Source organism: Corynebacterium ciconiae DSM 44920 (genome assembly GCF_030440575.1).
In the GTDB taxonomy this organism is placed as follows: Bacteria; Actinomycetota; Actinomycetes; order Mycobacteriales; family Mycobacteriaceae; genus Corynebacterium; species Corynebacterium ciconiae.
In genome coordinates this window covers 1,116,224-1,134,766 of sequence record NZ_CP047189.1, presented here as the reverse complement: position 1 = coordinate 1,134,766, position 18,543 = coordinate 1,116,224, and the positions used below count along the sequence as shown (strand labels likewise).

The following is an 18,543-nucleotide window of genomic DNA, read 5'->3' as shown; positions in this document are numbered from 1 at the left end:
CGCGGCCACGGGTGATCCTCAAGCGCCTGGACATAACGACAACACCTCCCCTGCATCTTCTGCGTGAAGATCATCAGAGGAGGTGTTGTTTTTTGTACCCCGTACGGGATTTGAACCCGTGTTACCGGCGTGAGAGGCCGGCGTCCTAGGCCGCTAGACGAACGGGGCCTTGAATCGCCTCGAACTGCTCGTTCGTTGCTTGCATAAAGTTACACCACGGGGATTAAGAAACAGAAATCGGCCCGCTGAACTGCTTAAACTCCGCACATGGCCAATAGTTGAGAGCATGTACACTGCGCGCACGACGCGCTCATGAACAACGGCCAGTGTGCGGCACACAGCACGTGCGGGGCGTCTTCGGCGGTAAGAGAAGACGCCCCGCACTGTAGGGTGTAAAAAACCGATCCATAAACACTCGGAGCCCGGTGGAGCCAAGGAGATCGCGCTATCGACACGGGGCGGAAGTCTCGCGACCCCAGTGTGGTGCTCTCACTGTGGGCCCGTCCGCTGTCTCTGCAACAGAGTTAGGTGCCGAGGTGACCTACCGCTCTCTCTATGGCCTCCGAGGCGGTCTCGGTGAACAGAATCACGATAGACAGTCACCTTCGCTTAGCTCTACCCTCACGCATCTCTGGCGCTGAGAGGGATTAGATTATGGCAATGCTCGCTACGAAGGGGACGCGCGACGCTGCTGCTTCATCTGATACTGCTTCAGCCATCCACTCTCCTTTGCTTACATTCGTTGTAATAAACACTGTCGCGATATATCGCCGAGAATCTCACCCGATGCGCGCCGTGGCGGTAGCGACCCGCCACAACAAGGGCCACCGTGTCCTAGGAAATAACGACTGACCTTAAAGACACCCCGTGTGAACTTCTCACCGCCCACTGTAGACCTTCACGTGCGGCGGGGAAAGGGCTTTTACTTTTCTACCCAATAATGTGTGTATCTACCCCCTGGCTCATCGCACGCACACCAACAGTGGCACACAGTCCCCAGCTGGCTTTAAGGAGTACCTTAATTTTCAACCCCGCTGAGCTGGGGTAACGTGACGGCCATGAGTGGTTTTGATACATCCCGCCTTCCCTGCTCGCGCCGCAACTTCCTCAAGGGGGTCGCCGTGGCCACCGCCGCCACCGCCTCGGGCGCACTGTTAGCAGCCTGCGGCAGCTCCGAGACAGCCTCCAAGGTCGACTCCGCTTCCATTCCCGTAGGCGGCGCTGTCTTCGTTGATGACTGGGTGGTAGCACAGCCAGAAGCCGGCGTGTTCAAGGCCTATTCCGCCACCTGCCCGCACGCCCAAGGTCCGATTGACCACCTCGAGGATCTCGATGGCGAGCAGGTCGCGGTGTGCTCAAAGCACATGTCCAAATTCAGCCTTGCTGACGGCTCCGTGCTCGAAGGACCCTCGCGCGACCCGATGGTTCCCGCAGATATTGATCAATCCGGTTCCTCCCTGACCGTGTCCTAAACGGACAGTCACTGGCAGCACCCACCAGCGACCGAGCGCTCGGAGCATATCGAGACACAACCGCCACCCAGTTGGGGGTTGTGATGCACACAACTCCATGTACTGGTTTAGGCTCCCTTTATGCACCAGGGACACACTGAATCACAGCCTTTTGCTACTACGCATCAGCCCGCACCGTCACGCTCAGAACGCCTCGATTCCTTAGCAGTGACCAGAAAACATGCCCAGATACTGGGCGGATCTGGATTGGGATGGGCGCTCGATGCAATGGACGTGGGGCTGATTTCTTTTATCATGGCTGCGCTGAGTGCCCACTGGGGCCTCAGTCACACCGAAACATCACTCCTGGGTTCTATTGGATTCGTTGGGATGGCTATCGGCGCCACGCTCGGCGGTCTTCTCGCCGATAAATTCGGTCGCCGGTGCATCTTCACCCTGACTCTTTTGGTGTACGGGCTCGCTACCGGCGCCTCTGCCCTCGCCGGTAGCTTGGCGGTGCTTCTTGTTTTCCGCTTCATTGTCGGGGTGGGTCTCGGCGCTGAACTGCCCGTTGCCTCCACGTTCGTCTCCGAATTCGCGCCCCGCCGCATCCGAGGGCGCATGGTGGTGATCCTTGAAGCTTTCTGGGCTCTGGGATGGATACTGGCGGCCTGCATCGGCGCCTTTGTTGTAGCTGCCGATGATAACGGTTGGCGCTGGGCTTTAGCCTTGGGCTGTATTCCGGCAATCTATGCTCTCGTCGTTCGCTTTGGCATGCCGGAGTCTGTGCGCTACCTCGAGGCTACTAACCGCCACGATGAAGCAGAGAAGGTCGTGCGCTCGTTCGAGAACTCCCCTGCCTTAGGACGCCAGCCTAAGAATGACCAGGCAACATCCACGATCGAACCCGAGGTGGCCCAGGCCCAATCCCTGTGGTCACAGCCCCTTCGCCGTCGCACTGCAGCATTGTGGACCGTGTGGCTGTGTATCAATCTTGCCTACTACGGGGCTTTCATCTGGATCCCTTCGATTCTGCACGAGCAGGGCTTTACCCTCGTGAAGTCTTTTACCTTCACCCTGATCATCACTCTCGCGCAGCTGCCTGGCTACGCCGTGGCTGCATATCTCATTGAGCGTTGGGGCAGGCGCGTGACTCTGGCGGTATTTCTCGCCGGCAGTGCCGCTGCAGCACTCAGCTATGGTCTCAGTTCCGCCGAATGGCAGATCATCGTCTCCGGCTGCTTCCTCAGCTTCTTCAATTTGGGGGCGTGGGGCGCGCTCTACGCCATCGGCCCCGAGCTGTACCCCACAGCGCTGCGCGCCACCGGTACTGGCGCTGCTGCAGGCTTCGGCCGTCTCGCCTCTATCGCCGCCCCGCTGATTGTGCCTCCGCTACTTGCCTTCGGTGGGCAGGTACTGCTGTTCACTGTCTTTGGTATGTCCTTCGCGATCGCTGCAGCAGCCGCGTTGATCCTGCCAGAAAACACTAACGTGGCGCTGGACTAGCGGCAGACCACTTCCCCGCCCTCAATCAGTCGTGGAGGCGGGGTTAAAGGGGGGGCGAAATAAAAACAACCTCCTCTTCACTTTCGTGAAAGAGGAGGTTGAACATTGTACCCCGTACGGGATTTGAACCCGTGTTACCGGCGTGAGAGGCCGGCGTCCTAGGCCGCTAGACGAACGGGGCATAGGAACTCAGCGTGAATACGAGCTTCACACTGAAGCTGGCCTACCAGGACTCGAACCTAGAATGACGGTACCAGAAACCGTAGTGTTGCCAATTACACCATAGGCCATCGCGCTCAGCTGCTGACTTGTTCTCAGCCCCTGCTGTGCAACGAGGAATACTATAACCATGACAGCTCTCGTTGCACAAACCAGCAGCTCAAGCGGAATTTTAGGGCTGAGGTGATCCCTGCATCAGTGCTACTGCGCTGCGTCCTCGCTCCACGGAGTCACAGCACGAGCCGCACGAAGACGGGCCAACGTGGATTCCTTGCCCACCAGCTCCATGGATTCAAACAGGGGCGGGGATACTTGGGCTCCGGTCAGGGCCACGCGGAGGGCGCCATAGGCTTTGCGCGGCTTAAGCTCGAGCTCATCGATCAACCGAGCGCTCAATGCAGATTCGATTGCGTCCGTCTTCCACTCCTGGATCGGCTCGAGCACGGAGATAGCCTCGTCTAGCGCCTGCACCGCGTCCTCCTTAAGGTTCTTCCGGGCAGCCTTCGGCTCGAGCTCGAGGTTTTCGTCCGCGACAACAAGGAAGCGCAGCAGATCCCAAGCATCGCCGAGGGTCTTGATACGCGTCTGAACCTGCTCCGCCGCGAAGCGGAAGGCATCGTCTGGGTAATCCGCCGGGAAGTCGTGGTACTCGGCGAGGTAGGAACGCAACCGCGCGGTGAAATCCTCCAAATCCAGCATGCGGATATGGTCGGCGTTGATCGCCAGCAGTTTCTTCTCGTCGAATCGTGCCGGATTGGACAACACGTCCTTGATGTCGAAGTTGTCAATCAGCTGGGACGTGGTGAAGATGTCCTCATCCTTGCTCAACGACCAGCCGAGTAGAGCCAAATAGTTGAGCATGCCCTCGGGGATGATGCCGGCGTCGCGATGGTTGAACAGGTTGGACTGCGGATCTCGCTTCGACAGCTTCTTATTGCCCTGCCCCATCACGAAAGGCATGTGGCCGAACTCTGGTACGCGCTGCGCCACACCGATCTCAATCAGGGCCTCATAGAGCGCGATCTGACGCGGAGTCGAGGGCAGAAGATCCTCACCACGCAACACGTGGGTGACCCCCATGATGGCATCGTCAACCGGGTTCACCAGGGTGTAGAGCGGCTGACCATTGGAGCGGGCGACCACATAGTCTGGCTGGGTCTGGGCTTTAAAGGAGATCTCTCCTCGGACCAGATCGTTCCATGCCCAGTCCTTCTCCGGCATCCGCAGGCGCCACACCGGCTTACGACCCTCCGCTTCGAAGGCGGCCTTTTGCTCCTCGGTGAGATCTCGGTCGAAGTTGTCGTATCCCAGCTTGGGGTCACGCCCAGCTGCCTTGTGACGCTCCTCCACTTCCTCTGCCGTGGAGTAGGCGGGATAGACCAGCCCAGCGTCGATAAGCTTGGTGAGCACATCCTTGTAGATGTCTCCGCGCTGCGACTGCCGGTAGGGCTCGTGGGGACCGCCCTTTTCGACGCCCTCGTCCCAGTCGATTCCCAGCCAGTTCAGCGAATCAATGATCGCCTGGTAGGACTCCTCCGAGTCGCGGGCGGCATCGGTATCTTCGATGCGGAAGATCATCGAGCCACCGGTGTGGCGCGCGTAGGCCCAGTTGAACAGGGCGGTGCGCACCATTCCGACGTGGGGAGTACCGGTGGGCGATGGGGAAAAACGAACGACAACTTCTGAGGTATGAGACATGGTTGTCTAGTCTAGTAGCTTTCCCGTGGCCTGCATGAACTAGCATTAATTGCCATGTCCCAATTCGCTCACCGTCCCTCCTCTGCACCGGATTTTCTGCTCTCGCGTGCCCACGGATCAGTGCGCACCCAGGGATCACGAGGCAGCTATCGCGACCCGTGGGAAGCTGTCGCTGCCCTGCGGGAGGGGAAGGTGACGATGGTGGTCGGCGCCCTACCGTTTGTGCGCGACGACCCCGCAGCGCTCACCGTGCCCGAGCGCATCATTCGGGAACGCGGCCCCCTAGAACCGCACGCCCACTACCGTATTGGCCCCGGTTCAGCACTGCACTCCGAGCTTGTCGGGGTCGATCCCGACGAGGAAGAACACCTCACCCGCGTCGAAGCGGCCGTGGCCACCATCGCCCGCACGCGACTAGAGAAAGTCGTTCTCGCCCGCGCAGTCGACGTCCACTTCGACCCGCCGGCCGACCCCCTGCTTGTTGCTGCACGACTAATCGATCGCTCTCCCCACTGCGATGGCTTCATTGCCGACCTCTCCCCCGCCGGCGGCGACCACGCTCAGTCCATGCTGGTGGGATCCTCGCCCGAGGTTTTGGTGCGCAAACACGGCAGCACGGTCAGCGCTTATCCTTTGGCTGGGTCGGCGCCTCGTGGCGTCGACAAGCGCACCGACGAGGACAATGGACAGCGGCTATTTCACAGTGCCAAAGACTTGGCGGAGCACGCCTTTGTGGTGCAGCACCTCGAACAGACCCTGCGGCCCCTGTGCGACACCCTCGACATACCCGAGCGCCCCGAACTGACCAAAACAGCCGAGATGTGGCATCTCGCCACACCCATCACCGGAACAGTCAAGGATCCAGACATGACTGCCCTGGAGTTGGCCTTGCACACTCACCCCACCCCGGCGATCTGTGGCACCCCCACCGACGCCGCGGAGGCAATCATCAGCGCCACCGAAACCCCGCGCGGCTTCTACGCTGGGGCCGTCGGATGGGCCGACCGCCGCGGAGACGGCGAATACATGGTGGCGATCCGCTGCGCCGAAGTAGATGCCCATGGCACCCATGCCCGTACTTGGGCCGGCGGCGGAATCGTTGCCGACTCGGACCCGCAGGCAGAGCTCGATGAAACCACCGCGAAGCTGAGGACCATCATGTCTGCACTTGGGCTATAGCACGGCCTTTGTTGCGAGCGCGGCGAGCGCGGCGCGCACGGCGGACACGGCGGACACGGCGGGCGCAGCCCTTATTGCGGGCGCGCATACGCGGACACCCGCCACCGAGTGATACTCACTCAGCAGCGGGTGTTCAGGGGGTGTCGACGCGCAGGCGATAGACTAGGCGCGCTCGACCGGGTTGCCGAGGCGCCCCAAACCGGGAATCTCGATTTCAATGTGGTCACCAGGAACCATCTCCGCCGTACCGGCCGGAGAGCCAGTGGAGATCACATCACCCGGCAGAAGAGTCATGGAGGCGCTAATGAACTCCACGATTTCGCCCACCGACATGATCATCTGCGAGGAATTAGAGTCCTGCTTAGTCTCGGTGGTGCCGTTGTGGGTCAGGTGCGCCTTGATCGGCAAGTCCTCGAGATCGAGGACATCAAGGTCGGTTTCGATCCATGGGCCCAGCGGGCAGAACGTGTCGATGCCCTTGGCGCGCGACCACTGGCCATCAGAGAACTGCAAATCGCGGGAGGAGACATCATTGATCACGGTGTAGCCGAGGATCACGTCCTTCCAATTCTCGGCCTTGACGTTCTTACACGGGCGCCCAACGATCAGCGCCAACTCGCCTTCAAACTCCACCCGAGTGGCGAAATCCGGAATTTTGATGGCGGCACCAGGGCCCACCACCGCTGTGGGGGGCTTCAGAAACAGCGTCGGCGGCAGTGCGTCCGCGGACTTCTTAAACACCTCCGCCACGTGATCGGCATAGTTGCGCCCGATCGCGCAAATCTTCGACGGCAGCATCGGCGCCAGCAGCTTCACCTCGGCGATCGGCCAGCTACGGCCCGTAAACTCCGGTTTCGTGAAAGGAGTCTCCTTGATCTCCTTCGCTACCTGGCTCTCGCCTTCGCCCTCGATGACGGCGAAACACATTCCTTCTGGGTGAGCAATTCGTCCAAAACGCATGCCGACCATCTTAACCAGCCCTCCCTCAGCTGCGCCGCGCATCGGGCATAAATCGTGGTGCACCATAGCGCTTCTCCCACCAGATGGGGTTAGCCGCAGCGTGGGGCGCTTCTCAGCTCATAGCGGTGGCAGCTTCCCTCACCGCTACTACGCATCAGAGTTGCCCGTAGTCCCATCACCCTTGTGAGCAGCACAAAGTGAAGAACGCACTCGCGGCTGGGCTGATGCGTAGTCACGCAAGGATATCGCGCACAGTTTCATAACCACGGTGCGCCCGCATAGCCAGGTACAGCTCGGCGCAGGCGATGGCGTCGATAAGCGCATTGTGATTGCGATAGCGCGGCAGGTTGTAGCGGGCGCGCACGCGAGGCAGGCGGAGATCCTCACCGCGCGGGTAGGTGGACATCTTTTCCATGTGCGTGCGCTCGAGCTGGAACGTGTCTGCCGTGGGTACCCGTAGCGGTGCGCCGAATTCCTGCTCGCAAAGAGCGGAGAGAAAACGCTGTTCGATGGGAGCAAAATGCACCAGCATGACTGTGCCTGCGAGGACGGGAAGAAATTCCTCAAGGGCACGGCGAGGGCTGTGACCGGTGGCAAGCTGGGTGTCGGTGAGGTGGTGCAGCGTCGCGGAGATACCCACTGGGCGGTCTTGTTTGATGAGGAGATATCCGGCCTCCTCGAGGCGGATCTGACGGCCGCGCACCGGCACCCATCCCACAGACAGCATCTTGTCTTTGGAGGGATGCAGCCCGGTGGTTTCTATGTCTACGGCAAGCAGCTCGGCCTCATCGAGGGGGACGTGCGCCTCGTGCTGGGCAGTGGCGTTGAACTCGGCGAGAACGCCTGTGGCTTTCTTTGCTCTCCAGCCGAACATCAGATGCTCCTCACTGGGTATTTGGTGCTCAGTGCCGATTGCATCGATCGGATGATGGAGAAGGCGTCGCGAAGCCCCTCGCGTTCGATGGTGCTGAGTTGTTTGGGGTCGATGTGATAGTCCACCTCAGCGTCGCTGGCCCCGGCGCGCAGCTGCGCCGCTTGATGGCGGTGCACCACGGTGGTGAGAAAGTGGAGGCTGTCGAGCAGATCGGCGCCACCTTTGGCAGATATCCCGTTGCTGGCCATCGCGAACTCCAAGCGCTCGGAGGTGCCCAGCGGCCTGCTGGTGGTGTCGGCCGGTGCGGAGAGCGCGAAAAGCCGGGCCATCTGCACGATCGTGGCAGTGCCGCCTTTTTTCACATCGAGGGTGTTGGCGTAGTCGCCGCCCCGTTCCACCACGAGCCCTCGGAAGAATCCTAGGGGTGTATCGCGCCTCGCGGCGAGCGCCGCCAGGTGGGCGTGCAGCCGGCGGGCGGAATGGGCCTGCTGATGTGCTGAGGCGATGACCTCCTCGGCGAGGTCGAGAGAGCCGGCAATACCGCGCATGTCAAAGAAGACCTGCGTGTGCAGCACGGCATCGGGCTCGGGTGCGGAGACCCAGGTGTGAAACGTGCGTGTCCATTGGCTCACCGTCATGCGCCACTCTGGATTGGAGGCCATCATCTCCCCTGGGCACAGCACCTGCCCGGCGGCGTCGAGACGCGTACACACGCGGTGAGAAAACTCGGCGAAATAGTCTTTATGCTCTGCTGGGTTAAAGGTGTCGTCCAAAATCAGCGCATTGTCTTGATCCGAGCCAAAACCCATCTCGCGCCGGCCGTGCGAGCCGAGCACCACAAAGCAGTACGGCACCGGCGGCGGGCCCATCTCCTCCTCGGTGAGGGCGATCACCCGTTGTGCCAGGGCGTCAGCGGCCAAGGTAAGCAGACCGGAGACCTCCGCAGGATCGGCGCCGCGTTCGATAAAGCGGGCCGCCACCTCCTTCGCCGAGCTATAGACGTGGGTAAGCTCCGAGTCCGTTTCCGCCCGGACCATGTCGGCGTGTACGAAGATCGGATCATTACGCAGGAGCCGCATGATATCCCCAGAGGCGACAATCCCTACCAAGTGATGATCATCGATCACCGGCAGATGATGAATGCGGTGCTGCGCTAGCAGAAGCATCGCTTCGAAGCCACGCATTGAACTGCTCACGGTGACCGGGTCGGGAGTCATCACCTCAGAAATCGGCAGGCAGGAATCAAGCGCCTCGGCCACCACTTTCTTTGTCATGTCTTTGTCCGTGACAATGCCCCTCAGTCGCACCGAGTCTTGTGCTGCGTCTACGAGCATTCCCTGCCGCAGCACTGTCTCGTCGCCGTCAACGACTAACAAGCTCGACACGCCGCGAGCCGCCATTCGTGCTGCCGCCTCCCGAATTGGGGTGTCGGGCCCGCAGCATGCTGGGGTGCGCACCATGCATTCTCCGACCAAGCTGCGCAATGCATCAGAGGAGGACTCTTCCCGCAGCTGGGTGGCCCGCGCCCGCATCCGCTGCGATTGAGAGGAGAAAAAGCGATATATTTGCGGCTGCTGGGTACATAACGTGAGAAAGGCCTCGCGCGGCAGCCGCAGTACTAAGCTGTCCTCCACCGCGGTCATGGTGTACAGCGACGGGGAATCGTCTTCCAGCGTCGAATACCCAAAGGAGCGCCCAGCGTCCCGCCGGTCGAGCAGCACTCCATCCTCGCCCAGCACATCCACCGCCCCGGAGCGGATAATATTCAAATAGCGATTGTGCTGGCCGACACTAAAGATAACCTCCCCCGCGCGCACATATTCCACCACCATGTGCTGCGGTAGATCGCCGAGCGCATCCGCAGGCAGATGCTTAAAGGGCTCGTGCTCCGCTAAAAAATCGCGGACCTCTTCTAGTTCAACATTCATGTGCCGTAGTGTAATTCACTTCACTTTGGCCACGATGTGTTTTCGCCCAGAAGGATCCGCGATTGTGAGACAGATCGGTAGCTAGCAGCCGATGCTTATCGACGCCACCCCGCTGCTACTACGCAGCAGAGTTCCACTCAGTATCGCCGCTGCTAGCTCACGCGCGCAGCGATATCGTCGCCGACCGCAGTGGTGGAGATGCTCGCACCTGATTCACGCTCTGCCAGGTGCGCCTCCACCGCGTCTTCGATGCGCTGGGCATTGGCCTCGTCGTCGAGGTGACGCAGCAGCAGCGCCATGGACAAAATGGCCGCCACCGGATCAGCCACCCCTTGGCCTGCAATATCGGGGGCGGAGCCGTGCACCGGCTCGAACATCGACGGGTTGGTGCCGCTGGCGTCGATATTGCCGGAAGCAGCAAGACCAATGCCACCGGTGATGGCCCCGGCTTCGTCGGTGAGGATGTCACCAAAGAGGTTGTCGGTGACGATCACGTCGAAACGCGAGGGGTCGGTGACCAGGTAAATAGTGGCGGCGTCAATATGGCTATAATCCACACTCACCTCGGGATATTCCGAAGCCACTGCGTCTACGGTGCGCTGCCAGAGGGAACCGGCGTTAACGAGCACATTGGTCTTGTGTACCAAGGTGAGCTTTTTACGGCGCGACTGGGCGAGCTCGAAAGCATAGCGCACCACCCGCTCCACTCCGAAGCGGGTATTTTGGCTCACCTCGCTCGCCACCTCATGGGGGGTATTCTCCCGCAGGGTGCCGCCGTTGCCGGCATAGAGCCCTTCGGTCCCCTCACGGACGACCACAAAGTCCACCTCACCTGGTTCGCGTAGCGGCGAGCTAACCCCGGGGTAGATTTTGGAGGGACGTAGATTGACGTGGTGGTCCAAGGCGAAGCGCATCTTCAGCAGCAAGCCGCGCTCCAACACCCCCGGCGGCACCTCTCCCGGCGCGCCGATAGCTCCGAGAACGATCGCATCGTGGCGCTTCAGCTCTGCCAGATCCTCATCGCTCAGCAACTCGCCGTTGCGCAGGTAGCGTCGAGCGCCCAAATCGAAGTCGGTGGTGTCGACATCCTCGCGCACCGCGCGCAGGACCTTCAAGGCTTCGGCGGTCACCTCCGGCCCGATGCCGTCGCCGCCGATGACTGCAAGCCTCAACCCAGATTTCATAGAGTGATACACCTTTCCCATATAGTGAACGGGGCTAGTGTAGCACGTTAACTCTCCCCAGCGAGCACAACAACGGTGCGCTGGAGCTTGAGCACCGCGGCCACCGCACCGCGCAATACAGCATCAAACTCCGCTGCGTCCACACCATCGACCACCACCGCAGTGTGTACCGCACACCACCAGCCGCTCTCCCCCTTCACCGGAAACGCCGCCGCATCCTCAACCGAGCCCGTGGCGAAGTTACACACATGGGCCAACTCCCCCGGCTCACCCTCGACCTGCGCGAGTGCAACAACCTGCAGATGCCCGGCGCGCGACGCCCCAAAATCCACTGGCACTCCATCAATGGCGAACTCGATGCGCCCAGTCTCTGAAGAGGTAGGCAGCTCAGTGACCCCCTGGGCGGCAAACCATGCCCGGAGCGACTCCATCACCTGCGCCCGCGCCTGTTCATCAACCTCCTCCGCCGCGAGGTCAGTAGCCGGCTCGACAGCAGCATCAGCAGAGAGCGCCGCGCAGGCCGCGAGGGCGCGGTCACGATACTTCGACCCTGGGATGCTACTACGCAGCAGAATGCTGCCCTCTTCGACATCCGCGCATAATTGCGCTCCCGGATTGGCCGAATTGTAGGCCGCAACTGCAAGAAGAGCGCGCGGATAGTCCTCGGCGGTGAAGCTCACAGGCAAGATCTCAGAGTGCATAACTCTGTAGCGTAGTAGCACCTAAAAGTTATCCGCGTGACTACCCGAGAACATGAGCATTCTCAGGCAGCCACGCGGATCATAGGCACCTTGACTACCACGCACGCCGCCGCAGCTGGAGTGCGCTATAGACATTGAGCTGGCGGCTAGTCCAGCTGAAGATGGAAGGCGAGGGAGGCGTTGAGCTTCTCGCCGATGGTCTCAACAACGTCGTCGTTAATGTTTTGGTCGATGCGCAGGACCAGGGTAGCCCCAGAACCGGTGGCGTCCTGAGAGAGCGCGGCGGCGTTGATATTGACTCCACACTCGCCGAGAACCGAGCCCACAATGCCCAGCGCGCCGGGCGCGTCGGCGTATTGCAGGAAAAGGTTGTGCCCCTCGGCGCGCAGATCGAGGCCGCGGCCATTGATGCGGACGATCTTTTCCACGCTTTCGAGCCCAGTAAGGGCGCCAACCACCTCTACAGCCCGGCCATCGCTGGCCACCACTTTCACTCCGAGCACCGAGCGGTGCGTAAGTGCCTCGCTCGCTGTGGAGACCTCGAGCTCTACGCCGCGGGATTCCGCAATTTGAGGGGCGTTGACGAAGGTGACGGGCTGGTCGACGGTGGTGGCGAAGACACCCCGCAGTGCCGAGAGGCCAAGGGCCTCGATGTTTTCCGAGGATAACTCGCCGCGGCCTTGAACCTCGACGCGCACGGCGGCCCCATCGAGCAGGTGTACGGCCACCAAGCCCAGCTTGCGGGCCAACTCCAGCCAGAGGGCGACTTCTTCTCCCACTGCCCCGCCGGAGACATTCACGGCATCGGGAACAAACTCGCCTGCGAGGGCCTTGAGCACAGAGTCCGCCACGTCGGTACCGGCGCGGTCCTGGGCCTCCACAGTGGAAGCGCCGAGGTGCGGAGTCACCACCACCTCGGGGCAGGCGAACAACGGGGAATCCGTGCAGGGCTCGGTGGCGTAGACATCGAATCCGGCGCCGCGGATGTGGCCGGCCTGGATGGCGTCGACAAGCGCCTGCTCATCGACGAGCCCACCGCGAGCGGCATTGATAATGATCTGCCCCTGCTTTGCCTTGGCCAGCAGCTCGGCGTCAAACATGCCGGCAGTTTCGGGGGTCTTGGGCAGGTGGATCGTGACAAAATCCGAACGCCTCATGAGCTCCTCGAGATCGACGAGCTCAACACCGAGCTGGCCGGCACGGGCCGGATTGGCATAGGGATCATAGGCAATGATCTCGGTATCGAAGGCGCTCAGCCGCTGCGCGAACAGCTGCCCGATGTGGCCGAAACCGACGATGCCTACAGTTTTTCCGTAGATCTCTACGCCCTTAAAGGAGGAACGCTTCCACTCGCCATCGCGCAGCGTGGCGTCTGCGGCAGGAATCTGGCGGGCCGTGGATAGCAGCAGCGAGATGGCGTGCTCGCAGGCCGAATGAATGTTGGAGGTGGGCGCGTTGGCCACCATCACTCCCTGCGCGGTCGCGGCATCGATGTCCACATTGTCCAGGCCCACTCCGGCGCGGCCCACGATCTTCAGCTTCGGCGCGGCATCGAGCACTTCTTTGTCCACCGTGGTGGCCGAGCGCACCAGCAAGGCATCGGCATCGGCAACCGCAGCAAGCAACTCTGGGCGGTTGGGACCGTCAACCCAGCGCACGTCCACGGCATCTCCGAGCGCATCGACGGTGGACTGGGCGAGTTTATCTGCGATGAGAACGACTGGACGGGTTGTCTCGGTCACGGGAAATCTCCTGGGGATATGGGGTTCAGGGTGGTTTCCGGCCCATGCGTGACGACGCTGCCACGCCGCCCCACAATGTCTGTGATTCCAGACTCGCGATGGGGCCAGAAACAGGCCCACCCTCTGCTGCGTAGTACAGCGTGGGTGGGACCGTTTAGAGCTTAGTGGCTACGCGGCTAAACCTTGATGCATCGGCCACAATTGGGGGGAACTTTATTGGTAGGACACAAACCACGGACGCGGAGTGATCTCCATCGTCTGCTCGGGGGTGAAGGTCGGGGTGTCCTCATCGTAGAAGTTCTTCCACGCCAGGAAGATGCGCGGATCGAGGCCCTCCTTGAGCACATCCCAGGTTTCGAACTTCAAGTCTGGGGTGCCGTGCCCATCGGCGTGCAACACGAAGGCCAGCTCGGGGTAATCCACGTTCAACTGTTCGCGATTGCGGATCATCTGTAGCTGGAACTGGTGGAGAACCAAGGGCTTCTGGGGCAGGTTGTTTTCGTCTACCAGCTTGGCCAACCACTCAGAGACCTCGTTGATCTCGGAGGCATCCACGTGGCCCACATTCTGCAGCGGAACCTCATTCGGGCCGATCTTCCACTCGGGATCGAGCGCCAGTCCCACGTTCGGGCGCTTCAGCAGCTCCTCGTACAGCTTGGCCTGGTCGAGCAGGTGCGCACGGCCCGGCTGCAGATCGATCACGGCATAGCCACCGATCTCCGTGATGGCGTCGAGATAATCAAGCAGCTCAGAGGGGTCTGCCTCGTTGGAGTAGTCATTATCATCGCCAGGATCGGCCGACGCCACGGTGGCCATCATCTCGAAGGCAGGGATCACTGGATCGTCCACGTACTCTTGGTACTGCTCCGCGATATCGTGGACCCGCTCCGCGGCAGCCTCGGAGTCCTGCTCGCCCATTGCGCCCAACGCGGGACCGGTGTGGTGGCCATAGAGCGCCACCACATGACGGCCCGGGAACACAAGCTGGCCGCCACCAGGCTGCTCCTCGGTGACCTCTTGACTGCGCACGATGCGCTTCTTCAGGTTCTCACTCGAGCCGAACAGACGCCCCAAGGCGATCACCGGCTTGTCTTCCAAGCCGGCAACAGCCTTGATTCCGTCCTCCGAGGCGCGGGGATCGGGCCACGGCAAGGAGACCAAATCAGCGCCCCATGCCTTAGCGGTGGCCGTCGCCGCGATACCGCTCATCGGGGAGGTCAAAACGACTGGGGAGTTGCCGTCGTCAAGCGCAGATTGCGCAGGGAAATTCCCCTGTTCCTCGGTCTTGCCCTCGACTGGGGTGGAATAATCCTCCGGCACCAGCAGGGTCGGCTCCTTGGAATCGAGGGTCACGATATCGCTGATGGCCTGGGCAGTATCGCCGGTGGTCTTCTCAGTGAAGTCCAAAGACGTGGCCACTTGCAGCGACTCCACGGTGCCCTGATCTTTGATGAAAGTGATCTCGCTATCATTGGCGGCCTCGGCCGCGGCGAAGTCGGTATCGCCCACCAGCAACACCTTGGTGGCCTTGAGTCGCTTGAGCTCATCGAGCACCGCGGAGCGGTTCTCTGGGGTGTTCATCAGCATCGGCGCGTGGGCCACCGCTGCGATCGACGCGCCACGCAGCTGTGACGCCGTCTCCATTCCGGTGACCACCGCTGTTTCGGAGTGATCGAAAAAGAGCTTCGAGGCATCAATGCCGGAGAAATCAGTATCGCTCACCACAAAGGGAGCATCGCCGAAACGCGGATCCTCATCGCGGGCCGCTGCCGCATTCGACGCAGCCGACGAATCGGAGCTGTCACTGTTATTGGAGCACGCCACGCCCACGCCGGAGAGCATGAGCACACTCGCGGCAATCGCGATGGCCTTGTTCTTCTTCACTACATGATCCTCTCGCCCTGACGGGTTCGATAGCTAATGATGTTGTCGTTCGCGTAATCCTACCCATGCGGGCCGTCGAGGACGTTGGTGCGGGTTAACACGCGCCTACGCCGCCACGTTCGACAGCTCGCGCCGGTACCTGACTCCGCCACGGCAGCCAAGCTAACCACGGCAGCCACGGCCTGGACCGGCGAACTGACGCGTGCTAAGCCCTCCGACGCCGCACGGGCAGTACCGACGCCTTAGCCTAGCGCATCTAATTACTCATTCGTGGGTTCTTCGGGCCGTTGGAAGGCGTCGGGGCCTTCATGGCCGCCACGCAGATCGTTTTCGTCCACGTCATGGATGGCCTCATTACCCATAGCCTCCTCGATGGCTTGCAGCACACGGCGCCGCCGGTCGGAGAAAAACTCCTCCGCCTTGGCTGCGTGCAGATATCCGGGGGTGAGCATGGAGGTAGACAGCACCCCGTCGAACTCGGCGTCTTCCATGATGGACTTGGACTGTACGCGCGGCAGATAGCGCGATGGCGGTGTCCCAGAGATGACCACTTGGGTTCGGCGACCCATCGGAGCACGGTTCAGCACCGAGTTATACAACACCGGATCCACTCCCTGCTCGGCGCACCAGCGCGGCGGGAAAATGTAGTGGAAGCCTGCGTCGAGATCCGCGATGTTTTCGCCGTTGAACTCCAAACCGGTACGCCAGTCCTTGGCACCGCGTCCCATCATGAGTGCGAAGATTCCCTTGTAGGCCGTGGAATCGGCGTCGATGCTCAACAGCCGCGATTCCGCGAAGCGGGCCTTGGCAACGCTCGCGGGAAGATCCACATCATCGGCACCATCAGCTGCGCCCTCGGTGCCATCCCCAGCTTCGGCCGCAGTATCGCTATGTGCCCCAGCGATCACCCAGCGCGGTACCTCGTTGACATCGCGCGCGGCACGGTTGGCCACGGCGGCGGTGCCATAAAGCTCGCCCAGAATGACGCACCAGAACCAGCGGTAGAGCCGGTCCCATGCTTCCTTGGACTGGCGCACGGCCGGATCGTCCTCCACGATCGCGAGGATCACCGCAAGCGCTACGAGTTGAGAGGTGTAGGGCACTTGGTCTTTGGTGAAAATTCGCCGATCGCGCAGGAATTTGGCGGTTTGGGCGAATGCCACGCGCATGGCGTCGGCTGCGGGTTTGTATTCGTCGAGGGTGAGTTGAAGAATGTCTTCACGCTGCCCCGAGGCCCGCCCGCGCCGGTAGGTGACCAAAAGAGTGACGGCCTTGAGGAAGTCCGTGGTGCCGACATCACCCAGCACCTCAAAATTGGACAGCACATCCTGGGTTTTCTTCCAATCATCGCCCAGTTTGTAGTCACTGTCTTCGGTGGCGAAAACGGCGGTGAGGAGATCGAACACTCCCATGCGTAGTCCGCCGGAATTGGCGTGGACAAAAATGGAGCCAATGCCCCCAGTGTGGGTGTCTCGGTCGAGGCGAATCATCGGCACGCTATAGCGCGAGAGTGGCCGCACGACGCGATTCATCACGGTCTTCATCCGCTCGCGTGTATCGGCATCGCCGCGGGCAGCCAAATCGAAGAGCATATTGGCGGCATTATCGTTGAGCAGATCGATAATGGGAATAACTTCGTTGCTCAGCTCAGCTTCGTGGTCGCTGACTCCCCCATCGATTACCGGACCGAAATGCGTTTGCACTTGGCCATGTTCATCGACGGAAAATACGGCTTCGTCCGGCAGAATATCGCCCTCGAGGGCCTTATTGATGTCCAGGTAAAACTTGCGGCGCACCCGCTTGCGGCGAAAGTCAATGGTGTCGATGTAGCCATCACCGCTCAAGGTGTGGAACAGGGTGGTCAGGCGCTGCTGACCGTCGAGAAGCAACCATCCGGGTTCGGAGCTTGCATTCGGCGCCCCTTGCAGCGGCCGCGGTTTGAAACGCATGGGCTCGCCGCGAACATCGAGCGTCATGAGCGTGCCAATGGGATATCCGCGCAGCACGGTCAAAATGAGGGCGCGCACCCGATCAACATCCCAGCGAAAAGAGCGCTGAAAATCGGGCAGTTGGAGATCGCCCCGATTGATGCGGGCGAAAAGATCAGTCAAAACATAGCTAGGTGTACTAAAACCCATACCTTTAAACCTAGCGCCTCTTCTACCTTGCGTCGCGATTGCGCTTATCGACGCTCACCTCACGCCACTTAGGCGCTCTGACATTCGACATCCTCGTGCTCGGCGTGAGCTGCGGGCTCGATCTGGATGGTGGCATGCCCAAGCCCCATATCGGCCAATGTCGCCGTGGCCTTATCGAGTACTACGCAGTGGCGTTCGGCATCCCAATGACCGCCCACCACAAGGTGGCAGGAACATAGATGCGTCGTGCCATCCAAGCTCCAGATGTGAATGTCGTGCACGTGCTCAACCCCGGCGATCTCTTGCAGCCGCCGCTGCACGTGCTCCACCGTGACGCCCTCGGGTGCATGTTCCAGCAGCACGTGGCAGGCATCGAGAACCAACCGCAGCGAACGCGGCAGGATCAAGGCAGCAATGAGCACGCTGGCGATAGTGTCGGCCGCGACGAACCCGGTGTAGCGAATAACCAGTCCCGCCACGATCACCGCGATGGAACCTAGAAGATCAGTGAGCACGTGCAGATAGGCGCCACGCAGGTTCATGCTGTCGTGTTGGCGTCGCACGAGCACCATCGCCGCAACGGAATTAACGATCAACCCGATCACGGCGACGATGAGCATCATGCCGGTGTCCACCGTGTGCTGGTGACCAACACGCCTCACCGCTTGGACGAGGATGTAGACCGCGATCAGGCTCACAGCTAAGGCGTTGACGAGGGCGGCAAAGACCTCCATGCGTTTGTAGCCGAAGGTCGCCCCATCGGAGTGAGCGTTGCGGCCCACCACCATCGCGATAAGGGCGATAAACAACCCGGCCGAATCTGAGAGCATATGCGCCGCATCGGAGAGCAACGCCAGAGATCCCGAAATAAGCCCCACCAACAGCTCAGCACAGAACACCGTGGCGGTGAGTGCAATAACAATGAGCAGCGCTCGCAGCGAATCTGTGGGCACGTTCGTATGAGCGTGAGAGTGGCCGGCACCATGGCCATGCATGTGGCCGTAGTGGCCGTGGCTGTCGGACTCGTGGTGGCGGCTTGGTGGGTTGCTCATGCCTATAGCCTAGCCGCGATTTTCATT

At 61.1% G+C, this 18,543-nt stretch carries 13 protein-coding genes and 3 tRNA genes; 3 read left to right on the top strand and 13 right to left on the bottom strand.

Annotated elements, in window-relative coordinates:
- Positions 1-95: 95 nt before the first annotated feature.
- Positions 96-168: transfer RNA gene (locus tag CCICO_RS05030), tRNA-Glu, on the bottom strand.
- 890 nt (positions 169-1,058) lie between these two features.
- Between CCICO_RS05030 and CCICO_RS05025 the strand changes: the two genes are divergently transcribed.
- Entirely contained in the window at positions 1,059-1,472 is a 414-nt protein-coding gene (locus tag CCICO_RS05025) for a Rieske (2Fe-2S) protein (protein ID WP_026161484.1), read from the top strand.
- A gap of 120 nt (positions 1,473-1,592) precedes the next feature.
- On the top strand, positions 1,593-2,957 hold the full coding sequence (locus CCICO_RS05020; protein WP_026161485.1) for an MFS transporter: 1,365 nt from the start codon (positions 1,593-1,595) through the stop codon (positions 2,955-2,957).
- 108 nt (positions 2,958-3,065) lie between these two features.
- Here the strand turns inward: CCICO_RS05020 and CCICO_RS05015 are convergent.
- From CCICO_RS05015 to gltX, 3 genes are all read right to left on the bottom strand, one after another.
- Positions 3,066-3,138 (bottom strand) — tRNA-Glu (locus CCICO_RS05015).
- 37 nt (positions 3,139-3,175) lie between these two features.
- Positions 3,176-3,247 (bottom strand) — tRNA-Gln (locus CCICO_RS05010).
- Between the two features lie 130 nt (positions 3,248-3,377).
- Positions 3,378-4,874 (bottom strand): glutamate--tRNA ligase, encoded by a 1,497-nt coding sequence (gltX, locus tag CCICO_RS05005; RefSeq protein ID WP_083878305.1) that lies wholly within the window; start codon positions 4,872-4,874, stop codon positions 3,378-3,380.
- A 54-nt stretch (positions 4,875-4,928) separates the two neighbouring features.
- Here gltX and CCICO_RS05000 point away from each other — a divergent pair, with 54 nt between their 5' ends.
- Complete coding sequence (locus CCICO_RS05000; RefSeq protein ID WP_018019931.1) at positions 4,929-6,053, top strand: isochorismate synthase; 1,125 nt, start codon at positions 4,929-4,931, stop codon at positions 6,051-6,053.
- 162 nt (positions 6,054-6,215) lie between these two features.
- Here the strand turns inward: CCICO_RS05000 and CCICO_RS04995 are convergent, their stop codons facing one another.
- From CCICO_RS04995 to CCICO_RS04955, 9 genes are all read right to left on the bottom strand, one after another.
- Positions 6,216-7,013: a fumarylacetoacetate hydrolase family protein gene (locus CCICO_RS04995; RefSeq protein WP_026161486.1), complete on the bottom strand. Its 798-nt coding sequence runs from the start codon at positions 7,011-7,013 to the stop codon at positions 6,216-6,218.
- Between the two features lie 232 nt (positions 7,014-7,245).
- Positions 7,246-7,887, bottom strand: coding sequence for an exonuclease domain-containing protein (locus CCICO_RS04990; protein ID WP_018019933.1), 642 nt, complete (start codon positions 7,885-7,887; stop codon positions 7,246-7,248).
- Positions 7,887-9,815: a DUF294 nucleotidyltransferase-like domain-containing protein gene (locus CCICO_RS04985; protein ID WP_018019934.1), complete on the bottom strand. Its 1,929-nt coding sequence runs from the start codon at positions 9,813-9,815 to the stop codon at positions 7,887-7,889. The genes CCICO_RS04990 and CCICO_RS04985 overlap by 1 nt, the downstream gene beginning before the upstream one ends.
- Positions 9,816-9,967: 152 nt before the next feature.
- A complete protein-coding gene (locus CCICO_RS04980) occupies positions 9,968-10,987 on the bottom strand; it encodes a 3-isopropylmalate dehydrogenase (RefSeq protein WP_026161487.1) in 1,020 nt (339 codons plus the stop codon).
- A 59-nt stretch (positions 10,988-11,046) separates the two neighbouring features.
- Positions 11,047-11,700, bottom strand: coding sequence for a hypothetical protein (locus tag CCICO_RS04975; protein ID WP_018019936.1), 654 nt, complete (start codon positions 11,698-11,700; stop codon positions 11,047-11,049).
- A gap of 146 nt (positions 11,701-11,846) precedes the next feature.
- On the bottom strand, positions 11,847-13,442 hold the full coding sequence (gene serA / locus CCICO_RS04970) for a phosphoglycerate dehydrogenase (RefSeq protein ID WP_018019937.1): 1,596 nt from the start codon (positions 13,440-13,442) through the stop codon (positions 11,847-11,849).
- Between the two features lie 213 nt (positions 13,443-13,655).
- Positions 13,656-15,326, bottom strand: a complete 1,671-nt coding sequence (locus CCICO_RS04965; protein WP_018019938.1) for a cell wall-binding repeat-containing protein — start codon at positions 15,324-15,326, stop codon at positions 13,656-13,658.
- Positions 15,327-15,586: 260 nt separating this feature from the next.
- A complete protein-coding gene (locus CCICO_RS04960; protein WP_018019939.1) occupies positions 15,587-17,464 on the bottom strand; it encodes a GmrSD restriction endonuclease domain-containing protein in 1,878 nt (625 codons plus the stop codon).
- A 68-nt stretch (positions 17,465-17,532) separates the two neighbouring features.
- Positions 17,533-18,516 (bottom strand): cation diffusion facilitator family transporter, encoded by a 984-nt coding sequence (locus CCICO_RS04955; protein ID WP_026161488.1) that lies wholly within the window; start codon positions 18,514-18,516, stop codon positions 17,533-17,535.
- Positions 18,517-18,543 lie beyond the last annotated feature (27 nt).

Coding starts and splice junctions, on each gene's coding strand:
- CCICO_RS05000 (WP_018019931.1), top strand. CDS start 4,929: ATGTCCCAATTCGCTCACCGTCCCTCCTCTGCACCGGATTTTCTGCTC.
- CCICO_RS04975 (WP_018019936.1), bottom strand. CDS start 11,700: ATGCACTCTGAGATCTTGCCTGTGAGCTTCACCGCCGAGGACTATCCG.
- CCICO_RS05020 (WP_026161485.1), top strand. CDS start 1,593: ATGCACCAGGGACACACTGAATCACAGCCTTTTGCTACTACGCATCAG.
- CCICO_RS04990 (WP_018019933.1), bottom strand. CDS start 7,887: ATGTTCGGCTGGAGAGCAAAGAAAGCCACAGGCGTTCTCGCCGAGTTC.
- CCICO_RS04985 (WP_018019934.1), bottom strand. CDS start 9,815: ATGAATGTTGAACTAGAAGAGGTCCGCGATTTTTTAGCGGAGCACGAG.
- gltX (WP_083878305.1), bottom strand. CDS start 4,874: ATGTCTCATACCTCAGAAGTTGTCGTTCGTTTTTCCCCATCGCCCACC.
- CCICO_RS05025 (WP_026161484.1), top strand. CDS start 1,059: ATGAGTGGTTTTGATACATCCCGCCTTCCCTGCTCGCGCCGCAACTTC.
- CCICO_RS04960 (WP_018019939.1), bottom strand. CDS start 17,464: ATGGGTTTTAGTACACCTAGCTATGTTTTGACTGATCTTTTCGCCCGC.
- CCICO_RS04995 (WP_026161486.1), bottom strand. CDS start 7,013: ATGCGTTTTGGACGAATTGCTCACCCAGAAGGAATGTGTTTCGCCGTC.
- CCICO_RS04955 (WP_026161488.1), bottom strand. CDS start 18,516: ATGAGCAACCCACCAAGCCGCCACCACGAGTCCGACAGCCACGGCCAC.